This window comes from Neisseria sp. 23W00296 (assembly GCF_044772855.1).
GTDB lineage: Bacteria > Pseudomonadota > Gammaproteobacteria > Burkholderiales > Neisseriaceae > Neisseria.
In genome coordinates, this window is record NZ_CP173024.1 from 2,161,868 (window position 1) to 2,181,808 (window position 19,941).

Sequence of the window (19,941 nt, forward strand, 5' to 3'; positions counted from 1 at the left end):
AAATAACCGACTAAAACGGCTCATCACAATCAAGCAGCCCGAAAAGCTTTTTCAGACATTTAAACTTACTTAAATTTTTACGGTTGGTAATTCGCAAACCAATATGAAAATTTAAGTAAATTCACCAGAACAATTCGAACAGACACAATAAGGCTGGCAGACAAGCTGCCAGCCCACAGTCAGGTAAACCTTATTTGATTTCGACTTTAGCGCCTGCTTCTTCCAACTGTTTCTGAATATCTTCAGCTTCAGCTTTAGAAACACCTTCTTTAAGAGTTTTAGGAGCACCGTCAACGATGTCTTTAGCTTCTTTCAGACCCAAACCGGTAATCGCACGAACAACTTTAATCACACCGACTTTCTGCTCACCAGCAGCAGCCAAGATTACGTCAAACTCGGTTTTCTCTTCAGCAGCGGCACCACCTGCAGCAGGACCGGCAGCAACTGCAACAGCAGCAGCAGAAACACCAAATTTTTCTTCAAATGCTTTAACCAAGTCATTCAATTCCATTACGGTCAAAGAACCAACGGCGTCCAAAATGTCTTCTTTAGTAATAGCCATGCTATTTATACTCCAAATATTGTATTAAAAAATAAATCAAATAGACAAATATCGATAGCGATTAAGCAACTTCTTCGCTTGCTTTTTTCTCTGCCAAAGCAGCCAAACCGCGTGCAAAGCCCGAAACAGGCGCCTGCATAACAAACAACAGTTTGGACAACAGCTCTTCACGGCTCGGAATAGAAGCAAGTTCAGCAACCTGAGCAGCATTCATTACTTCGCCATTATAAGAACCGGCCTTTACGACAATTTTGTCATCTTTTTTCGCGAATTGGTGCAACACTTTTGCAGCAGCAACTGCATCTTCAGAAGCAGCATAAACCAACGGACCAACCATTTGGTCTGCTAATGCTGCAAATGAAGTACCCTCTACTGCACGACGAGCCAGAGTATTTTTCAGAACGCGCAGATAAACGCCTTCCTTACGTGCATTTGCACGCAACTCGGTCATACTGGAAACACTGATACCGCGATATTCGGCAACCACGAGAGTCTGCGCATTAGCGATCGCTGCACTGATTTCCTCTACGGCCACCTTCTTGGTTTCAATATTGAGACTCAAGGTCTACCTCCCACTGTTTATCAAAAGAGTGTTATTTCAGCACTCCACCAGCGCGGTAACCTAAAAAGACATTTTGCAAACAATATTGCATTGCAATTTGTTTCAGGACTACCGTCTGCGCAGGGTTGTCACAATTAAATCTTTCGATCCCTACGGTCTTGGACATCTACTTAATATTAAGTAGCCCAAATTCAAGCAATCCAAGCGTACTTGGATTGCCCGAAACTTTTAAATGAATATTAGTTATTCACACTTGAAGTATCAACACGAACACCCAAACCCATGGTACTGGAGACAGCTATTTTCTTCAGGTACTGGCCTTTCGCAGCAGCAGGCTTGGCTTTTACAATTGCATCAAGCAGAGCATCGAAGTTCTCTTTCAAATCCGCCTCAGCAAATGAAGCACGACCGATTGTTGCATGCACTATACCCGCTTTGTCGGTACGATATTGAACTTGGCCGGCTTTAGCATTTTTAACAGCTTCAGCAACATTTGGAGTTACTGTGCCGACTTTAGGGTTTGGCATCAAACCACGGGGGCCTAAAATAGTACCAAGTTGGCCAACGATACGCATCGCATCAGGAGAAGCGATAACCACGTCAAAATTCAAATTACCTGCCTTGATATCAGCAGCCAAATCTTCAAAACCAACCACATCGGCACCAGCAGCTTTTGCTGCATCGGCATTCGCCCCCTGAGCAAATACAGCCACACGGGTTGTCTTACCGGTACCTTTAGGCAACACGACCGAACCACGGATTACCTGATCGGACTTGCGAGGATCCACACCCAAATTAAACGAAACATCTACAGATTCGTCAAATTTGGCGGTAGCCGCTTTTTTTACCAGCGAAATAGCCTCATAAATAGCATATAACTTATTAGCCTCAACAGAGGAGCGCAATGCTTTCAAGCGTTTAGATACTTTTGCCATTATACAACACCCTCCACATCAAGACCCATAGAGCGGGCAGACCCTGCAATTGTGCGAACAGCCGCATCCAAATCAGCAGCAGTCAGATCAGGCTCTTTGGTTTTTGCAATCTCTTCCAATTGAGCACGCGTCAACTTACCCACTTTATTGGTTAAGGGATTAGAACTACCTTTTTGCAAACCTGCAGCTTTCTTTAACAAAATGGAAGCAGGAGGCGTCTTCATTACAAAAGTAAATGACTTGTCTGCAAACGCAGTAATCACCACAGGAATCGGCAAACCAGGCTCCATCCCTTGAGTTGCAGCGTTAAACGCCTTACAAAACTCCATAATATTCAAACCGCGCTGCCCCAAAGCAGGACCAACTGGAGGGGAAGGGTTGGCTTTGCCTGCAGGAATCTGCAGCTTAATATAGCCGATAATTTTCTTTGCCACTTAAATAAACTCCTAAAATGGGTATTAACGCAATGAACTTGCTCCCCAGTTATTTACCAAAAATAAAACAGTCTATTATTATACTGCTTTTTCAAAAAAAAGCACAAGGGTAGGCAAGTAAATTGTCCTTCCTATCTAATCTTTCTCAACCTGACCAAACTCTAATTCAACAGGAGTTTCTCGACCAAAAATTTGAACGGAAACTCTCAGCCTATTTCGCTCATAATTAACTTCTTCAACGATTCCATTAAAATCAGCAAACGGTCCTTCATTTACTCTGACCTGCTGCCCAATCTCAAACTCCACTCTTGGTTTTGGTTTTTCACCGCCGGTTTGTACTTGCGCCATAATCGCATCCACTTCCCTCTGCGAAATAGGCAAAGGACGGTTTCCACTCCCACCAACAAAACCTGATACCCTTGGGGTACTTTTTACCAAATGCCAAGAATCATCCGTCATTTCCATTTCAACAAGCACATATCCAGGAAAAAATTTCCTTTCGCTAACCGTTTTTCGTCCGTTCTTAATATCCACCACTTCTTCAACAGGAACCAAAATCGAACCAAAATAATCCAGCATTCCTTCACGCTCAACTCTTTCTTTAAGCGTTTTTTGTACATTCTTTTCAAATCCAGAATATGCCTGAACCACATACCATTTTTTAGACATTTATTCCTACCTCATCAGCAGATCAAACAATACCCAAGAAATTACAGAGTCAACGACATAAATAAAAACAGTAAGCACACCGGCAAACACCAAAACAAAACCTGTCATTTTTATCGTATACGCTTTCTCAGGCCATACAACCTTCCTAAGCTCGACTACAGAATCCTTAACATATCGGACAAATCGAGAAAAGTTACCCCACATGACAATAACAATACCCGCAAAGATTGCAAAAGCAATGAGTAGATTTTGAATATAGCCAGGAACACTGGTTGTTTGACCAAGTGCAAACCACACCCCCACAGACAGCAACATAATAAGCGCTAATTTTATCAAAAATCTAGCCATTGATTTCCTAACCTGCTTTTGCAACTTAGGATCCATAAGTACACTTACCGACTCAGCCCGTTTCCCAATATCTTGTTTATTCATTATATAAAACCCTTAAAAATAAAAAAACCAACCGACCCTAGGCCGGTTAGTTTTCTTATTTGGCAGGCCAGGAGGGTCTCGAACCCCCAACCCTCGGTTTTGGAGACCGATACTCTACCAATTGAGCTACTGGCCTCTAAACTTTAAGCGATTACGGTAGACACAACACCCGCACCGACGGTACGGCCGCCTTCGCGGATGGCGAAGCGCAGACCTTCTTCCATGGCGATCGGAGCAATCAGTTCGACTGTGATGGCTACGTTTTCACCCGGCATAACCATTTCCACGCCTTCTTCCAGAGTAACCGCACCGGTCACGTCGGTAGTACGGAAGTAGAACTGGGGACGGTAGTTGGCGAAGAACGGGGTGTGACGACCACCCTCTTCTTTGCTCAGTACGTACACTTCAGCTTTGAATTTGGTGTGCGGGGTGATGGTACCGGGTTTTGCCAATACCTGGCCGCGTTCCACTTCTTCGCGTTTGGTACCGCGCAGCAGTACGCCGACGTTGTCGCCTGCCTGGCCTTCGTCGAGCAGTTTGCGGAACATTTCGACACCGGTACAGGTGGTTTTTTGGGTTTCTTTCAGACCGACGATTTCGATTTCGTCACCGACGTGGATGATACCGCGCTCTACGCGGCCGGTTACTACGGTACCGCGGCCAGAGATGGAGAATACGTCTTCAATCGGCAGCAGGAAGGGTTTGTCCACGGCACGCTCGGGTGTCGGGATGTAGCTGTCCAGTGCGTCGGCCAATGCAAAGATAGCGGTTTCGCCGATGTCGGAAGTGTCGCCTTCCAGTGCTTTGAGTGCGGAACCTTTGATGATCGGCACGTCGTCGCCCGGGAATTCGTAGCTGTTGAGCAGGTCACGGATTTCCATTTCAACCAGCTCCAGCAGCTCTTCGTCGTCAACCATGTCGCATTTGTTCATGAAGACAATGATGTAGGGTACGCCTACCTGACGGGCAAGCAGGATGTGTTCGCGGGTTTGCGGCATGGGGCCGTCGGCTGCGGAACATACGAGAATCGCGCCGTCCATCTGGGCAGCACCGGTAATCATGTTTTTCACATAGTCGGCGTGACCCGGGCAGTCTACGTGGGCGTAGTGGCGGCCTTCGGTTTCGTATTCTACGTGGGAGGTGTTGATGGTGATGCCGCGGGCTTTTTCTTCCGGGGCATTGTCAATCTGGTCGTAGGCTTTGGCCGCGCCGCCAAATTTTTTGGCCAAAATGGTGGTCAGTGCGGCGGTCAGGGTGGTTTTACCGTGGTCGACGTGACCGATGGTACCGACGTTTACGTGCGGCTTGCTGCGTTCGAATTTTTCCTTTGCCATAGCAAATTTCCTATCTAAAGCTTACTAATAAAGAAAATGAGTTTAAGGGTAATTATTTGGTGCCCATGGGCAGATTTGAACTGCCGGCCTCTCCCTTACCAAGGGAGTGCTCTACCCCTGAGCTACATGGGCCAATAGATATTGGAGCGGGTGAAGGGAATCGAACCCTCACCGTAAGCTTGGAAGGCTTCTGCTCTACCATTGAGCTACACCCGCAGACTTACTGCCTGTAATCCAGCTCCAACAAATTGGAATTTGGTGGTGGGAGAAGGATTCGAACCTTCGAAGCTCTCGCAACAGATTTACAGTCTGCCCCCTTTGACCGCTCGGGAATCCCACCAAAGAGAAGCGGAATATTACTTACACCGCCCATCTTCGTCAAGAAAAATATTTAAAAATCCCTGCCAATCCGCATTAAGTTTATATTTATACTTGTTTTAATTATTTTTCTTCGATGATACGAATATACTTGGCATAAAGCTCGTCATGCGTTTCAGGATGTTCTTCATCTATCAGAATGCAGTCCACAGGGCAGACCTGCTGGCATTGTGGTTCGTCGTAGTGGCCGACGCACTGGGTGCAGAGATTCGGGTCGATTTCATAAATCTCTTCGCCCTGCGAGATGGCGTCGTTGGGGCACTCGGGCTCGCAAACGTCGCAATTGATGCACTCGTCTGTAATAAAGAGTGACATATCGGAATCCTTCTGAAATGTGTGTGTCTGAAATTTAGCGGGCGCGGATTATAGCACGCTTTTCGCTAGATGATTGTTTTTTATATATTTATGAATAATTATCATTAAATCGGGAGCTGCTCTGATACACGGCAAGCAGGTATTTGCTCTGCCCCGCCCGTCCCTCTCGGCGGACGTCGAGCCATTGCGGCAAATCGGGTATTTTTCCCGCTTCGATATAGACTTCGGCACCGGGTTTCAGACGGCCTGACAGCAATCCGAACAAATCGTCCCACCCCTGCCAGGAGAACGGCGGATCGAGAAACACGACATCAAATTGCACCGCTGCGCTTTGCAGATACGCAGCGGCATCTTGGCGGACGACGGATACGGCGGCATCCCAACCGAAAATTTCTGCCTGACGCACAAGATTCTGCGCAACCCGACGTTCAAATTCGACCATCACCACTTTTGCCGCCCCCCGCGAAGCGGCTTCAAAACCGAGCGCGCCGCTGCCCGCAAACAAATCCAGCACGGTTTTGCCTGTCAAATCCTGCCCCAACCAGTTGAACAGGCGTTCGCGCACGCTGTCGGGCGTGGGACGCAGGCCGTCTGAATCGGCGAAAGCGATTTTCCGACCACGATGTGTCCCGCCGACGATGCGCACCTGATTGTTGTGTTTGGCATTTTTCATTTTGTTTTCTTTTTCATCCGTTTGATTTTGCGCCAGCCGAACAGCGATGCGGCAGCCAATAAAACCAGAGGCCACAGGCCGAACAGGAACAGAACGCCGCGTAAAAAGCCCGCCCAGCCCTGTTTCAGCATCACGCCGACCGACTGCCAGAAGCCCGGCGCATACTGCCGCGCTTCGGCGTCGCTGTCAGGACGGGTGTAGCGGAACACGGCTTCGGGCTGCTCGAAGCGCAGGCGAACGGTGGCGAAATCCACTCTGTCCTGCCAGTATGCCCGCTGCAATTCGGCGTATTCCTGCTGCGCGCGGGCGTCGGACTGCCTGACCTGCACGTCGGCCGTGCCGCTTTTGTCGCTTTTTTCCGCCGAATCGGCGGTGTTCTGCAAACGCTCGGCCAACTCGCGCTGCCGTGCGGCTTCCAAAGCAGCGCGGCGCAAATCGAGAGCGACATCGGCCGCGCTGAAATTCTGTTCCTGCAAAAACACAATGTGTTTCTGCATATCGCGCAAAAAGTCTGCCGTTTTGTCTTTCGGCAGGCGCACGGTCATATCGCCCGCCTGCCCGTAGCGGCGGATAACCAGCAGCTGTCCGTCCTGCTGCGGATAGGTCTGTTCGTCGGACACCGAGGCGGAAATGCCGCTTTTTTCGATAAATCCGTCGTATTGCAGCGTGAGTTTTTCCACTTCCGCCACGGTCTGACGCGTGTTTTCGGTTTTAAACTCGATATCAGCTTCCACTACCAGTTGCCGCCCTTCCGCCTTTTGTGCCAGCACCATGTTGTCGGCGCGGACGGCGTTTTCCTGCTCGCGCTCGGGCGCAGCTTCGCTGTATTCCATCGCGGCGGCGGGGGCATAGGCGGCGGGGGCGCTTTCTTCCGCGTGTTGGCCGCAGGCCGCCAGCAGGACGAGTGTGACGGGCAAAAGCAGGATGGGTTTGGTTGTACGCATGATTTTCTCTCTGTGGTGTTCAGACGGCCTTATCGCGGATATCCGAAGGCCGTCTGAAAATATGGCGCGGAACGGAAACCGTCTCCGTTTTTCAGGCTTTCAGACGGCCTCTGTCGTTTTGTCTGCGGCGCATTATAGTGAAACAAAATAGGAAAGATACAAGGCAGCAAGCCGCAGACAGTACAAGTAGTACGGGGCAGGTTTTCTTGGCATTTCCAATACCGTAGAAAACCGCCCTCTTCGAGCTAAGGCGCAGCAACGCCGTAGATTTTCGTGTTGTTTCACTATATAGCCAATCCTGCGGTAAAGGCAGGCCGAGGCCGTCTGAAAACGGCCGGCCGCACTTTCAGACGGCCTTCCAATCGTGCCGCGCATGATATCCGTGCCGCAGACAATAAAAGGCCGTCTGAAACCTGTTGCAGGGTTTCAGATGGCCTTTTTTATCCATTAAACCAAACACGCTATTCTTTGGGCGCAGGCGGTTCAATCTGCTCTTTCCAACCGCATTCTTTTTGCGGGCAGACTTTTTCCACGCCCCAGCGTTTGGTGGTTTTGATGGTTAAAATCGGCCAATGGCAGTTGGGGCATTCTTCGGAGAGCGGCGGGTTCCAGGTGGCGTAGTTGCAGTCGGGGTAGGTGCTGCAGCTGTAAAACAGTTTGCCGTAACGCGATTTGCGCTCGACCAGATGGCCTTTTTTGCATTGCGGGCATTCGACGCCGGTGTCTTTGGGTTTTTCCAGCGGTTCGATGTGTTTGCACTTGGGATAGTTGGCGCAGCCGATGAATTTGCTGCCGGTGCGGCTGTATTTGTACACCAGCCGTCCGCCGCATTTGGGGCACTCGCGCCCGTCGAGTTCGGCCTGTTCGGCTTCGGCTTTGGCGATGCGCTCGGCTGCCTCTTCGGCGGTTTCGTTGACGTTGCGGGTGTAGCTGCATTCGGGATAGCCGGCGCAGGCGACGAAACGACCCATTTTGCCGAACTTGATTTGCAGTTTGTGTTCGCCGCATTTAGGGCAGGTTTCGTCCAGCTCTTCGGTGGTGAATTTGGCGCGCTCGATGCCTTCTTTTTCGGCCACTTGTTTGTGGAAGGGCTTCCAGAATTTGTCCATCACGGGCACCCACTCGCGTTTGCCGCTGGCGATTTCGTCGAGCTGGTCTTCGAGTTTGGCGGTGAAGTGGTAATCGACGTATTGGGCGAAGTGGTCAGTAAGGAATTTGTTGACGATGTCACCGGTGTCGGTGGGCATGAAGCGTTTTTGCTCGAGGGTAACGTATTCGCGGTCTTTGAGCGTGGAAATAATGCTGGCGTAAGTGGAAGGGCGGCCGATACCGTATTCTTCGAGGGCTTTGACCAGCGTGGCTTCGTTGTAGCGCGGCGGCGGAGTGGTGAAATGCTGTTCGCCGTAGAGTTTGTCAACCGGCAGTGTGTCGCCCTCGGCCATTTCGGGCAGTTTTTTGCCCTCTTCGCTCTCTTCGTCGTCGCTGCCTTCTTCATAGACGCTCAAGAAACCGGCGAAGGTCTGCACTTGGCCAGTTACGCGGAACACGCCTTCGCCCACGGCGATGTCCACCGTGGTTTGGTCAAATTTGGCGGGCGTCATCTGGCAGGCGACGGTGCGCTGCCAAATCATTTGGTAGAGCTTGAACTGGTCGGCGGTGAGAAACGGTTTCACGCTTTCGGGCGTGCGGTAAACGGAAGTCGGGCGGATGGCTTCATGAGCTTCCTGCGCGTTTTTCGATTTGGTTTTGTACTGCTTGGCCGCGCTTGGCAGGTATTCTTTGCCGATTTTGTTTTCGATGTAGTGGCGGATTTCGGTGAGGGCTTCGTCGGCCAGGTTGACGCTGTCGGTACGCATATAGGTAATCAGGCCGATCGCGCCCTGCCCTACGTCGATGCCCTCGTAAAGCTGCTGGGCGGTGCGCATGGTGCGGTCGGTGGTCATGCCGAGCTTGCGTACTGCGTCCTGCTGCATGGTCGATGTAGTAAACGGCGCGGCCGGGTTGCGGCTGCGTTTTTTCTTTTCCACGGCGGAGACAACGGCTTCTCTGCCTTCGAGCGCGGCCAGCACTTCGGCCTGCGCGGTTTCAGACGGCATGTCGAACTGTTCGAGTTTTTTACCGTCGAACTGCACCAGCTTGGCGGTGAATTTGCTGCGGCTTTTGTGGCTGTCGAGGTGTACCGTCCAATACTCCTGCGCTTCAAAGGCGCGGATTTCGTTTTCGCGCTCGCAAATCAGACGCAGCGCGGGGCTTTGCACGCGGCCTGCGGAGAGGCCGCGACGGATTTTTTTCCACAACAGCGGCGAGAGGTTGAAGCCGACCAGATAATCGAGTGCGCGGCGAGCCTGCTGGGCATCGACGAGGTTGATTTCCAACTCGCGTGGGTGGGCGATGGCATCGAGCACGGCGTTTTTGGTGATTTCGTGAAACACCACGCGCTTGGGATGGATGTTTTTCAGACCGCGTTTGGATTTGAGGATTTCCTGCAAGTGCCATGAAATCGCTTCGCCTTCCCTATCCGGGTCGGTAGCCAGATAGATGTTTTCGGCTTCTTTGGCTTCGGCCACGATGGCATCGACGTGTTTGGCGTTGCGGGCGACCAGCTGGTATTTCATGGCGAAATGGTTGTCGGGATCGACCGCGCCGTTTTTCGGCACGAGATCGCGCACATGGCCGTAGGAGGCCAAAATTTCAAAATCGCCGCCAAGGTATTTTTTCAGGGTTTTGGCTTTGGACGGGGATTCGACGATTAAAAGGTTTTTTGCCATCGCTCTTCTCTGTGTCTGAATGGTTTTCGGGTGTTTCAGACGGCCTCATTAAGGGGGGATGAGGCCGTCTGAAAAGGTTTTCCTGCGTCTGCCGCCGCCTGTTTTCAGACGGCCTTGACTGATTGTCAACAGCCCTAGTGCATGGTCGCCTTGCCGTGCAGGACGGCCATCAGTTCGTCGCCGATGAGCACGGGCAGCTCGGCCTTCTGCGCCCACAATACCAAAAGGCACACGACTTTGGCTGTGTCCGCCGTCACTTCTTCCGTCGGCATGAACATCAGGGCGTTGACGACAAACTCGCGCTGGCCGGTAGTCAGTGCGCCCGCCTGTTCGAGCTGGTGCAGCAGTCCGCGCACTTCGGGCGGCAGACGGTCGCATTCTTCCGGCCAGTAGACGCGCAGCGCGCCGCTGCCCTGCTCCGCCGCCTGCCATTGCGATTCTTCGTTCAACACGTCGATCAGCATCAGCGTTTTGTGGATGTCGTCTTCGCCGAAGCCCACTTCTTCCAGCAGGCTGCCCAAATCGCCGCCCGAGGGGCAGGCGTCGAAGTCTTGGAAATGTTCGATCAGAAAGGCGATGAGTTCCGCCATAGTGCTGTTTCCTCTTACTGTGATGCGGCCTCGCCGCGCCTGCGCTTTCTAGCGGATTCTCTGGTAGCGCCCGCCCGCTGCCGCCGCCACGCGGCCTTCCAGTTCCATTTCGAGCAGCGCGGCGTAAATGTCGGCGGCGGGCAGGCCGAGCCGCTCGGCCAAAGTGTCGGGGTGTATGGGGTCGTAGCCCATTTTATCAAGCAGGCTGTCTGACGCGCCGCCGTCTGCCGTTTGCGCCTTTTCCTGTGTTTCAGACGGCCTCTGCCGCTTTGGGGCAGAGGCCGTCTGAACTGGGTGCGGCGCGCTCTGCCGCGTTTGTCTATTTATAGAATATGACGAAGCCGCGCCGTTTGGCAACAGTTGCGGGCATTCGCTCAGAATGTCTTCCAGCGACTCGGTGAGTTTCGCGCCTTCCTTAATCAGCCTGTGGCAGCCTTTGCTGTGTGGGTTGTCGATCGAGCCGGGCACGGCCATCACTTCGCGTCCCATTTCCGCCGCCAGCCGCGCGGTGATGAGCGAACCCGATTCCACAGCGGCTTCCACCACCAACACGGCCTGCGCCAGCGCGGCGATGATGCGGTTGCGGCGCGGGAAGTTGCCCGCCAGCGGCCGCGTGCCCAGCGGAAACTCGCTGACAATCAGGCCGCGTTCGGCGATTTGGTAGGCAAGGTTTTTGTTGGACGGCGGATAGATGCGGTCTATGCCCGTGCCCCACACGGCCGCCGTGCCGCCCGCGCCTTCGAGTGCGCCCAGATGGGCGGCGGTGTCGATGCCCGCTGCCATGCCGGAGACGACGGCGATGCCCTGCTGCGACAGGGCGCGGCCGAAGTCGCGGGCGATGCGTTCGGCCTGCGGCGTGGCGTGGCGGCTGCCGACCACGGCGACAGACGGGCGGTGCAGCAGCGCGGTGTCGCCGCGTGCAAACAGCAACGGCGGCGGCGTCATGCCTTCGCCGAGCATGGCGGGAAAATCGCCGTCGCACAGCATCAGCAGGCGGCAGCCTTCGCCTTCTTCCCAACGCAGGGCGGCTTCGGCGGCGCGTTCGGCCTCGCCGCGCCGGTTTGCCCAAGCCTCCCGCGCCTGTTTGCGGGCAAGCAGCGGCCGCACGGCGTCCGAGGCGGCCTGCCACGCGGCGGCGGCGCTGCCGAAGTGGCCGACCAGCTGCAAAAAGGTTTCCGCGCCGATATGGGGCATCAGGGAGAGTTTCAGCCAGGCTTGGCGTTCGGCTGTTTGTTCCATATCCGTTTGCTCCTTTGTTTGGTGTGGGAATCTGTTCAAAGGCCGTCTGAAAACCCGTTTTCGGTTTTTCAGACGGCCTCTGTGCCTGTTTATCCGTGCTGTTCGCTGTTGAGGAAACCGCCGCTTTGGCGCGACCAGAGTTTGGCGTACAGCCCGTTTTGCGCCAGCAGCTCTTCGTGGCTGCCTTCTTCGACGATGCGGCCTTTGTCGAGCACGATGAGCCTGTCCATTGCGGCGATGGTGGAGAGGCGGTGGGCGATGGCGATTACGGTTTTGCCGTCCATCATTTTGTCGAGGCTCTCCTGAATCGCGGCTTCCACTTCCGAATCGAGCGCGCTGGTGGCTTCGTCAAGAAGCAGAATCGGCGCGTCTTTGAGCATCACGCGGGCGATGGCGATGCGCTGGCGCTGGCCGCCGGAGAGTTTCACACCCCGCTCGCCCACATGGGCATCGTAGCCGCGCCGCCCTTTGGCATCCGACAGGTTGGGGATAAAGTCGGCGGCTTCAGCCAACTCGGCGGCGGCCACCATTTCTTCGTCGCCGGCATCGGGGCGGCCGTAAACGATGTTGTCGCGCACAGAGCGGTGCAAGAGGCTGGTGTCTTGCGTCACCAGGCCGATTTGCGCGCGCAGGCTCTCTTGGGTAACGCTGTCGACGTTTTGCCCGTCGATGGAAATCGTGCCGCTTTGCGGCTCGTAAAAGCGCAAGAGCAGGTTCACGATCGTGGATTTCCCCGCGCCGCTGCGGCCGATAAGGCCGACTTTTTCGCCCGGCTTGATGGTGAGGTTGAAGCCGTTGAGCAGCGGTTTGCCCGCTTCGTAGGAGAAATCGACGTGGTCGAACTTGATTTCGCCCGCGCTCACTTTCAGCGGCAGCGCGGCCGGTTTGTCCAAAATCGTCTGCGGTTTGGAGAGTGTGGCCATGCCGTCTGAAACAGTGCCCATGTTTTCAAACAGGCGCGCCGATTCCCACATGATGTATTGCGACAGGCCGTTGACGCGCAAGGCCATGGCCGTGGCGGTGGCCACCGCGCCCGCGCCGACCTGACCCTGATGCCACAGCCAGATGCCCAGCGCGGCGGTGGAGAGCGTCAGCGAGGAATTGACGATAAAGCTGGACGTGTGCAGCAGCGTAGCCAAACGCATCTGCGCGTGTACCGTTACCATAAATTCTTCCATCGACTGCCTGGCATAAGCCGCCTCGCGCGCGCCGTGGGAGAAAAGTTTTACCGTCGTGATATTGGAATAGGCGTCGGTGATGCGGCCGGTCATCAGGCTGCGGGCATCGGCCTGCGCGGCGGCGGTTTTGCCCAGCTTGGGAATCAGCAGCTTCATCACCAGCACAAAGCCGACAATCCAGCCGACAAAGGGCAAAAGCAGCCAGCCGTCGAGCGACACCAGAATAATGCCCGACGTGATGAAATACACCAGCACATACACCACCATATCGGCCACGGTCATCACCACGTCGCGCAGCGCCAGCGCGGTCTGCATCACTTTGGCCGACACGCGTCCGGCAAATTCGTCTTGATAAAAGCCGAGGCTCTGCCCCAGCATCAGGCGGTGGAAATTCCAGCGCAGGCGCATGGGGAACACGCCCTGCAAGGTTTGCAGGCGCACGTTGGAAGTGAAAAACGTCCAAAACACGCCGAACACCATCATCGCCGCCATACCGAACAAAGCCCAGCCTTTTTCGGCAAACAGCGTATCGGGCGTGTATCTGCCCAGCCAGTCGACCACTTTGCCCATAAACTGAAACAGCAAGGCTTCCATAATGCCGATGCCCGCCGTCATCAGCGCGAGTACGGCAATCCATTTGCGCACGCCGTCGGTGGCCGACCAGATAAAGGGAAACAGCCCCTTTTTCGGCGTCATCGGCGCCACGTCGGGATAGGTTTCGATACGGTTTTCAAACCAGGAAAAAATTTTTTTAATCATATTGTTGTTTGCTCTGCGTATTTCAGACGGCCTGCGTAATCGCAGGCCGTCTGAAAAATGGAAAGGCCGCATTCTACGGGAAAAGCCGCGGCGGCAAAAGCAGCGGCACACAGGGCAAAAGGCCGTCTGAAAACGCCTTTTCCGCTCGGAAACGGGCTTTCAGACGGCCTCTTGCGGTAGCTTTACCGCTCCGCTTCCGGCTCGCGTATCGGCAGGTTCAGCAGCGCCGCCGCGCCCGCCAACGCCATATCGGCATACCACATCCAGCCGTAGTCGTTGAAGGCCGACACCACGCGCCCGCCCAGATACGAACCGAGAAAACCGCCTATCTGGTGGCTGAGCATGGTAAGGCCGAACAGCGTCGCCAGATAGCGCGTGCCGAACAGCTTACCCGTCAGCGCGGCGGTGGGGGCGACGGTCGCCAGCCAGGTAAAGCCCAGCCCGGCGGCAAACAGGTAGAAATTCATATCGGTGCGCGGCGCTGCAAGATAGGCCGCCACCAGCAGCACGCGCGAACCGTACAGGGCGGCGAGCACGTATTTGGCACGGAAGCGGCCGACGCACCAGCCGGAAAACAGGCAGCCGGCAATGTTCGCCAAACCGATTACCGCCAGCGAGGCCGAAGCCACCGACGGCGGCAGGCCGCACAGCGCGATTTCCGTCGGCAGGTGCGTCACCAAAAAAGCAATGTGAAAGCCGCAGGTGAAAAATCCCGCGTGCAAAAGCAGATAGCTGCGGTTGCGGAAAGCGGCGGCCACCGCGCCTTTGAGGCCGCCTGCTTCGTGCGCCTGCGCCGAGGCAGCTGAGGCCGTCTGAACGCTGCCGCGCATCAGCCACCATGCCACGGGCACAATCAGCAGCGCGATGCCGCTCCATACATAAAACACGCCCTGCCAGCCCGCATAGGGCAGCACCAAAAGCCCCTGCACCAGCGGCGCAAACAGAAACTGCCCCGCCGAGCCGCCCGCGTTCACCGCGCCCGAAGCCAGCCCGCGCATCTGCGGCGGCAGCTTCGCCGCCACCTGCCCCATGATGATGGAAAAGCCGCCCGCGCCCGTACCGAAAGCCAGCAGCACGCCCACCGTCAGCATCATGCCCCACAGCGTCGGCAGCTGCGGCACGAGAAAACAGGCCGCCGACAGCAGCAGCGCGCCGCCCGCCAGCACCCTGCGCGCGCCGAAACGGTCGGCCAGTGCGCCCGTCACCGGCTGCGCCACGCCCCACATCAGCTGGAACACGGCAATCACCAGGCTGAACTGTTCGATGCCCAGCGTCGTGGTGTTGACGACGGGTTGGACAAATAGCCCCAAAGACATCCTCATGCCGATGGTAACCAAAAGGATAAAGGCCGCCGCCGAAATCACCGGCCACGGATTGACATGTGTCTGATGCGTATCCATAAAATAATTTTAACGCTGTGCGGGTTTCAAGAGCGGCGGACTATAACAAACTTTGCCGCCGCCGCTAAATAACCGCTGCTTCTTTCGATATGTCGGACAAAGGCCGTCTGAAAACCCCGAAAGGGCTTTCAGACGGCCTTTAAACCGCGTATCGGGAATCAGGCGTTGCCCTGTTCCTGCTGCTGTTGGTACATCGCCTCGAAGTTGATCGGGGCAAGCAGCACGGGCGGGAAACCTGCGCGGGTGATGGCGGAAGACACGGCTTCGCGCGCGTAGGGGAACAGGATGTTCGGGCAGGCCACCGACAGCAGCACCGACATATCCTCTTCGGGAATGTTTTCCAAACGGAAGATGCCGTTTTGCGTGACTTCGTTGAGGAACATCACGCGCTCGTCTTCGAGACGGGCGGTGACGGTAACGGTGACGGACACGTCGTAGAAGTTGTCTTCCAGTTTTTCGCTCTGCGTGGAAATACGCATTTCGACATTGGGCTCGCCCTGTTCGAGGAAGACGCGCGGCGCGTGCGGCACTTCCAAAGACAGGTCTTTGACGTAGATTTTTTCAATGCTGAAAACGGGTTGCTGCTGGTTTTCTTGTTCGCTCATGTTTGCTCTCGCTTTTGGGTTGTGCCGTCTGAAAACGGCGGGGTTGGAAAATCTATTCGCCCGACAGCATTTCGGTCAGGCGGCCGGCGTTGTGCAGGGCGCGCAGCTCGCTGAAACCGCCGACGTGTTTGCCGCCGATGAAAATCTGCGGCACGGTGCGCGTGCCGGTGGCCTGGCGCATGATTTCAAAGGCTTCGGGGTCGGTGTGCGCGCCGATTTCGACGATGTTTTCGACGCCGAGCTGTTTGAGCAGGGCTTTGGCCATATTGCAGTAGGGGCAGTGCGGGCCGGAGTAGAGGGTAACTGTGGGCACGGAGTTTCCTTTTAAAGGCCGCCATTATGGCGGCTGCGGGCGGATTTGCAAGTGGGAGGCCGTCTGAAATCCCGTTTTCGGTTTTCAGACGGCCTTCTGCCTATCGCTATCGGGTTTTGCCGACAAACAGGGGCAGCGTCCACGCGCCGCCCAAAAAGCCTTTGCACTGGCCGGTGGTATGTTCGCTGCTGCGCACGAACGTGTGGCCGTTCCACACCGCGCTTTGCCCGCTCCAACAGTCGCCCAAGCCGCGCCCTTTGAAACTGCCCGACAGCGTGGCGGTTTTCGGGTCGAAGCCGCCGTATTGGCGCGGCAAAACCTGTTCGACGCGGGTCAGTTTGGTATCCATCACGGCATTGAAACCCGTGCCCTGGTAGGCACCCGATATGCACGAAGTGTCAACCAGCACCTGTTTGGCGTTCAGCGGATAAACCGTAATGCCGCCCTGCCGCTCGGCTTCGTGCAGGTCGGGGCAACGGTCGGTCAGGTCGCCTTCTTCCCTGCCGTTATTGCTCTTTTGCAGCAAGGCCATGACTGCTTTGTGTTTGGCCGTACCCTTTTTCAGTTCGTACTCTCCTTTTTGCGGTACGGCCACGGCGCGGATCAGCGGCACGGGTTGCGGCGGCAATGCTTCGCTGCGGCTCTGCCCTTTGCGTATCAGGGCGGAGGGCGTGTTCAGACGGCCTTGGAATTCGTCAACCTTCAACATGGCCGCCGCCGCGCCTTTGTCCGACAGCGTCCATTTTTGTGCGCCCGACACGACTTCGATTTTCGCGTCGCCCCGCAGCGCGGCAAGCAGGGCTTGGGTTTGCGCGCTGCTGAGTTTGCCGTAGCCGTCTTTGTCAAAATGCAGCGTGCCGAGTGTTTTGCCGTTGAGCCGCAGTTCGCTTTTGGCCGCCAGCTTCAAATCGGGGGCGTTGTCTATAAAATCGGGGGCGACAGCGATTTGCCCGACAACCGGCGCATTGCCGCCCGCTTGGCGCGTGAACAATACGGATACGGGATGTTCGAGATCTTCGTCGCTCTGATAACCGGCAATGCGGCAGGTGCCCGTGTTGTCGCAGGCGGCATCCCAGTCTTGGTAGCTTTCATAAAAGCCCTGCGAGGCGGCGGGCGGGGCGACGCGGTAGTCGGGGCCAGGATGATAACCCAGCGCGAAGGCGGCGGCAGGAAGGAGGGAGAGTACGGGGATAAGGACGGGGGATTTCATGGATTTCCCTTTTGAAACAATCTGAAAAGGCCGTCTGAAAACGCAAAAAATGCTTTTCAGACGGCCTTTGTTACGCTTTACAGCCCTGCGGCAGCTTTGAGCGCGGCGGCTTTGTCGGTGCGCTCCCAGGTAAACTCCGGCTCTTCGCGGCCGAAGTGGCCGTAGGCGGCGGTTTTGCTGTAAATCGGGCACAGGAGGTCGAGCATTTTGACGATGCCTTTGGGGCGCAGGTCGAAATGTTCGCGCACCAGCGCAATCAGTTTGTCTTCGCTGATTTTGCCTGTGCCGAAGGTGTCGATAGCTATCGAGGTCGGCTCGGCGATGCCGATGGCGTAGGAGATTTGGATTTGGCACTGGGCGGCGAGGCCGGCGGCGACGATGTTTTTGGCAACGTAGCGGCAGGCGTAGGCGGCGGAGCGGTCGACCTTGCTCGGGTCTTTGCCGGAGAATGCGCCGCCGCCGTGCGGAGCTGCGCCGCCGTAGGTATCGACGATGATTTTGCGTCCGGTTAAGCCGCAGTCGCCGTGCGGGCCGCCGATGACGAATTTGCCGGTGGGATTAATCAGGTATTTGGTTTCGGCGGTGAGCATTTCGGGCGGCAACACGGGCTTGATAATCTGCTCGATAACCTGTTTTTCCAGCTCTTCATGGCTGATTTCGGGGTCGTGCTGGGTGGAAAGGACGACGGTGTCGATGCGTTTGACCTTACCGGTTTCGCTGTCGTACACGGCGGTAATCTGCGCTTTGGCATCGGGGCGCAGCCAGCTCAGGCGGCCGTCGCGGCGCAATTCGCTTTGGCGCTGCATCAGGCGGTGGCTGTAGTAGATGGCAAAGGGCATCAGGGTGGGCGTTTCGTCGCAGGCATAGCCGAACATCAGCCCTTGGTCGCCCGCGCCCTGCGCCAAATCCAAGCCTTCGCCTTCGTTCACGCCTTGGGCGATGTCGGGCGATTGTTGGTCGTAGTACACGCCGACGGCGCAGCCTTTGGCATCAAAACACAGCGCGGGGTCGTTGTAGCCGATGCGCGCGATGGTTTCGCGGGCGACTTTGATGTAATCGACGTGGGCATGGGTGGTGATTTCGCCGGCGAGTACGCACAGGCCGGTGTTGACTAAGGTTTCGGCGGCCACGCGGGCGGCGGGGTCTTGCGCCAAAACGGCGTCGAGAATGGCATCGGAGATTTGGTCGGCCACTTTGTCGGGATGGCCTTCGGACACGGATTCGGAGGTGAAGAGGTATTCGCTCATGGTGTTTCTTTCTGGTTCGGCAGGCGTTCAGACGGCCTGCGGGGTTCTGTAAGGCCGTCTGAAAAACAGACAGCGGGCAAACAGCATTTCAGCGGGGCAAAAAAATACCCGCATTCAAGCGGGATTTCGATTGCCTGCCGCCGCAACGGCGCAAGCCACATCGGTTTTTGAAAAACCGTCCACCTTACTCTTACCTGTCAAAACCGTAAAAAAGCAGGTTGGCATGGAAGTCCCAACTCTTAATGCGCCGCGGATGGTAGCAAATCCGAGGCGGCGCGGCAAGGAGGCGGACGTGTCAGCCGAAGCCGAAAAAGGACATGACGCTGCTGCCCGCCCGCCATGCGTAGTAGCCCGCCAGCAGGACGGTTTCGCGCAGCCAGAAGCGGAATTGGCTTTCGCGGTCGGTGTAGCGCGTGGTGGGCGTGGGCGACACTTCGGCCTCCAAACCCAAATCACGGGCGACGGCGGCGGTGCGCGCCAGATGCAGCGGGTCGCTGACGATCACGATTTTGTACAGCCCTTCTTCGTGCAGCAGCGGGCGGATGTTGGCGAGGTTTTCGTAGGTGGTGCGCGACTTGGTTTCCATGATGATGTCGCGCGCGGGCACGCCCTGTTTGACAGCATAACGCCGCCCGACGGCAGCCTCGCTCATAAAACCTTTTTTCACCGCGCCGCCGGTGAAGGCGATTTTGCGCACGCGGCCGCTCTGGTAGAGCACGATGGCGTGGTTGATGCGCTCGCGGAACACGGGCGAAGGGCGCGAATCCCAAGCCGCCGCGCCCAGCACCACCGCCGCATCGCCGTGATAGCCCGGCGGCAGCGCGGCGCGGGCGGTGCGGTAAACCTGCACGCCGCACAAAACCAGCACCAGCAGCACCGCCAGCACGCTGGCAATCATGCCGCGCCACAAATAACCCCACAAAATACGCGGCCGTCTGAAAAGCCGCCGGGCTTTGCCGTTCATCGCCACACGTCCCGTTTCCTATCGTTTAGGCCGTCTGAAAGCGCGCCGCCGTGTTTCAGACGGCCTCTTCCCGCACCAGATCGACAATGTTTTCCAGCGGCCTGCCGATGGCGGCTCTGCCGCCGTACACGGCAATCGGCCGCTCCAATAAGGCGGGATGTGCGGCAATGGCGGCCAGCAGCGCCTCGTTGTCCGCACCGTCGAGGTTTAATTCGCGGTACAAATCGTCTTTCACGCGCATCATGCCGCGCACGTCGGCAAGGCCGAGTTTGCCGGCCAGATCGCGCAGCCCGCCGACCGACAGCGGCTCGTCGAGATAGCGCACCGTGTCGGCGGCAAAGCCGTTTTCTGCCAGCCACTCGGCGGCGGCACGGGATTTGGAACAGCGCGGATTGTGGTAGAGCGTAACGGATTTCATGCGGCCTCCTGT

At 56.0% G+C, this 19,941-nt stretch carries 21 protein-coding genes and 4 tRNA genes; all 25 read right to left on the bottom strand.

Annotation, left to right across the window (positions count from 1 at the left end):
* Positions 1–190 precede the first annotated feature (190 nt).
* The 25 genes from rplL to arsC all read right to left on the bottom strand — a co-directional run bounded on the left by rplL (position 191) and on the right by arsC (position 19,929).
* Positions 191–562 (bottom strand): 50S ribosomal protein L7/L12, encoded by a 372-nt coding sequence (gene rplL / locus ACG2K1_RS10820; RefSeq protein ID WP_395429607.1) that lies wholly within the window; start codon positions 560–562, stop codon positions 191–193.
* 61 nt (positions 563–623) lie between these two features.
* Positions 624–1,124 carry a 50S ribosomal protein L10 gene (rplJ, locus tag ACG2K1_RS10825; protein ID WP_009425976.1) on the bottom strand — a complete coding sequence of 167 codons (501 nt, stop codon included), beginning with the start codon at positions 1,122–1,124 and terminating at the stop codon, positions 624–626.
* A 239-nt stretch (positions 1,125–1,363) separates the two neighbouring features.
* Positions 1,364–2,059 carry a 50S ribosomal protein L1 gene (gene rplA, locus ACG2K1_RS10830; protein WP_395429608.1) on the bottom strand — a complete coding sequence of 232 codons (696 nt, stop codon included), beginning with the start codon at positions 2,057–2,059 and terminating at the stop codon, positions 1,364–1,366.
* Positions 2,059–2,493, bottom strand: a complete 435-nt coding sequence (gene rplK, locus ACG2K1_RS10835) for a 50S ribosomal protein L11 (RefSeq protein WP_002220151.1) — start codon at positions 2,491–2,493, stop codon at positions 2,059–2,061. Before rplK ends, rplA begins: the two co-directional genes overlap by 1 nt.
* Positions 2,494–2,628: 135 nt before the next feature.
* Positions 2,629–3,162: a transcription termination/antitermination protein NusG gene (gene nusG / locus ACG2K1_RS10840; RefSeq protein WP_009425974.1), complete on the bottom strand. Its 534-nt coding sequence runs from the start codon at positions 3,160–3,162 to the stop codon at positions 2,629–2,631.
* Positions 3,163–3,168: 6 nt separating this feature from the next.
* Entirely contained in the window at positions 3,169–3,594 is a 426-nt protein-coding gene (gene secE, locus ACG2K1_RS10845; RefSeq protein ID WP_395429609.1) for a preprotein translocase subunit SecE, read from the bottom strand.
* 60 nt (positions 3,595–3,654) lie between these two features.
* Positions 3,655–3,730 (bottom strand) — tRNA-Trp (locus tag ACG2K1_RS10850).
* 7 nt (positions 3,731–3,737) lie between these two features.
* Entirely contained in the window at positions 3,738–4,928 is a 1,191-nt protein-coding gene (gene tuf / locus ACG2K1_RS10855) for an elongation factor Tu (protein ID WP_094031176.1), read from the bottom strand.
* Positions 4,929–4,985: 57 nt separating this feature from the next.
* Positions 4,986–5,060: transfer RNA gene (locus tag ACG2K1_RS10860), tRNA-Thr, on the bottom strand.
* Positions 5,061–5,070: 10 nt separating this feature from the next.
* Positions 5,071–5,144: transfer RNA gene (locus ACG2K1_RS10865), tRNA-Gly, on the bottom strand.
* 40 nt (positions 5,145–5,184) lie between these two features.
* Positions 5,185–5,268, bottom strand: a tRNA-Tyr gene (locus tag ACG2K1_RS10870).
* A 101-nt stretch (positions 5,269–5,369) separates the two neighbouring features.
* Entirely contained in the window at positions 5,370–5,621 is a 252-nt protein-coding gene (locus tag ACG2K1_RS10875; RefSeq protein ID WP_009425409.1) for a YfhL family 4Fe-4S dicluster ferredoxin, read from the bottom strand.
* Between the two features lie 88 nt (positions 5,622–5,709).
* The gene (rsmD, locus tag ACG2K1_RS10880) at positions 5,710–6,294 is read right to left on the bottom strand and encodes a 16S rRNA (guanine(966)-N(2))-methyltransferase RsmD (protein ID WP_009425408.1); all 585 of its coding nucleotides are present in this window, start codon (positions 6,292–6,294) and stop codon (positions 5,710–5,712) included.
* Positions 6,291–7,238, bottom strand: coding sequence for a DUF4349 domain-containing protein (locus tag ACG2K1_RS10885; protein WP_009425407.1), 948 nt, complete (start codon positions 7,236–7,238; stop codon positions 6,291–6,293). Before ACG2K1_RS10885 ends, rsmD begins: the two co-directional genes overlap by 4 nt.
* 461 nt (positions 7,239–7,699) lie before the next feature.
* Complete coding sequence (gene topA, locus ACG2K1_RS10890; protein ID WP_395429353.1) at positions 7,700–10,006, bottom strand: type I DNA topoisomerase; 2,307 nt, start codon at positions 10,004–10,006, stop codon at positions 7,700–7,702.
* A gap of 134 nt (positions 10,007–10,140) precedes the next feature.
* Complete coding sequence (locus ACG2K1_RS10895) at positions 10,141–10,596, bottom strand: DUF494 family protein (protein WP_395429352.1); 456 nt, start codon at positions 10,594–10,596, stop codon at positions 10,141–10,143.
* A gap of 48 nt (positions 10,597–10,644) precedes the next feature.
* Positions 10,645–11,835 carry a DNA-processing protein DprA gene (gene dprA, locus ACG2K1_RS10900; protein ID WP_395429351.1) on the bottom strand — a complete coding sequence of 397 codons (1,191 nt, stop codon included), beginning with the start codon at positions 11,833–11,835 and terminating at the stop codon, positions 10,645–10,647.
* An 89-nt stretch (positions 11,836–11,924) separates the two neighbouring features.
* Positions 11,925–13,772, bottom strand: a complete 1,848-nt coding sequence (locus tag ACG2K1_RS10905) for an ABC transporter ATP-binding protein (RefSeq protein ID WP_009425400.1) — start codon at positions 13,770–13,772, stop codon at positions 11,925–11,927.
* Between the two features lie 182 nt (positions 13,773–13,954).
* The gene (locus tag ACG2K1_RS10910) at positions 13,955–15,172 is read right to left on the bottom strand and encodes an MFS transporter (protein WP_395429350.1); all 1,218 of its coding nucleotides are present in this window, start codon (positions 15,170–15,172) and stop codon (positions 13,955–13,957) included.
* A 158-nt stretch (positions 15,173–15,330) separates the two neighbouring features.
* Positions 15,331–15,777: a protein-export chaperone SecB gene (gene secB, locus ACG2K1_RS10915; protein WP_009425397.1), complete on the bottom strand. Its 447-nt coding sequence runs from the start codon at positions 15,775–15,777 to the stop codon at positions 15,331–15,333.
* A 52-nt stretch (positions 15,778–15,829) separates the two neighbouring features.
* Entirely contained in the window at positions 15,830–16,090 is a 261-nt protein-coding gene (gene grxC / locus ACG2K1_RS10920) for a glutaredoxin 3 (protein ID WP_395429349.1), read from the bottom strand.
* A 106-nt stretch (positions 16,091–16,196) separates the two neighbouring features.
* Positions 16,197–17,300, bottom strand: coding sequence for a DUF1176 domain-containing protein (locus tag ACG2K1_RS10925; RefSeq protein WP_395429348.1), 1,104 nt, complete (start codon positions 17,298–17,300; stop codon positions 16,197–16,199).
* Positions 17,301–17,377: 77 nt separating this feature from the next.
* The gene (gene metK / locus ACG2K1_RS10930) at positions 17,378–18,547 is read right to left on the bottom strand and encodes a methionine adenosyltransferase (RefSeq protein ID WP_395429347.1); all 1,170 of its coding nucleotides are present in this window, start codon (positions 18,545–18,547) and stop codon (positions 17,378–17,380) included.
* A 295-nt stretch (positions 18,548–18,842) separates the two neighbouring features.
* On the bottom strand, positions 18,843–19,511 hold the full coding sequence (locus tag ACG2K1_RS10935; protein ID WP_009425393.1) for a YdcF family protein: 669 nt from the start codon (positions 19,509–19,511) through the stop codon (positions 18,843–18,845).
* A gap of 55 nt (positions 19,512–19,566) precedes the next feature.
* Positions 19,567–19,929, bottom strand: a complete 363-nt coding sequence (gene arsC, locus ACG2K1_RS10940; RefSeq protein ID WP_395429346.1) for an arsenate reductase (glutaredoxin) — start codon at positions 19,927–19,929, stop codon at positions 19,567–19,569.
* Between the last annotated feature and the right edge of the window lie 12 nt (positions 19,930–19,941).